General features: G+C 50.3%; 1 protein-coding gene. It reads left to right on the top strand.

What is annotated here, in order from left to right; all coding sequences use genetic code 11:
- A partial coding sequence (locus LRL21_RS44980; protein ID WP_338044794.1) for an ankyrin repeat domain-containing protein occupies positions 1-394 on the top strand: 394 nt, incomplete at both ends.

The following is a 394-nucleotide window of genomic DNA, read 5'->3' as shown; positions in this document are numbered from 1 at the left end:
ATGGACTTTATTTACGAAAATGAAACGTTGACAGTAACCGTTGTTAAAGCGATTCACACTGGCGATGTCCCATCGTTGAAACAACTTCTTGACGAGAATCCGGGCTTGGCTACGGCAAGAATTATCGAAAGAGACAATAACAACGAAGGCAAAGGTAGTGGAATGTCTAGAACACTGTTGCATGTGGTGACCGACTGGCCCGGTCACTTTCCTAACGGTGCTACTACTGTGGGTACGTTAGTCGAGTTCGGTGCGGAGGTGAACGCTCGGTTCATTGGATCACACACCGAGACACCGCTTCATTGGGCTTCGAGCTGCGATGACATTGAAGTGCTTGATGCGCTTCTTGATGCTGGCGCCGACATCGAAGCGCCAGGTGCAGTGATCGCAGGTG

This window comes from Paenibacillus periandrae, from assembly GCF_022458865.1.
Classification (GTDB): domain Bacteria; phylum Bacillota; class Bacilli; order Paenibacillales; family NBRC-103111; genus Paenibacillus_S; species Paenibacillus_S periandrae.
The sequence above is the reverse complement of the archived record's forward strand: the minus strand, read 5'-3'. Positions and strand labels throughout refer to the sequence as shown.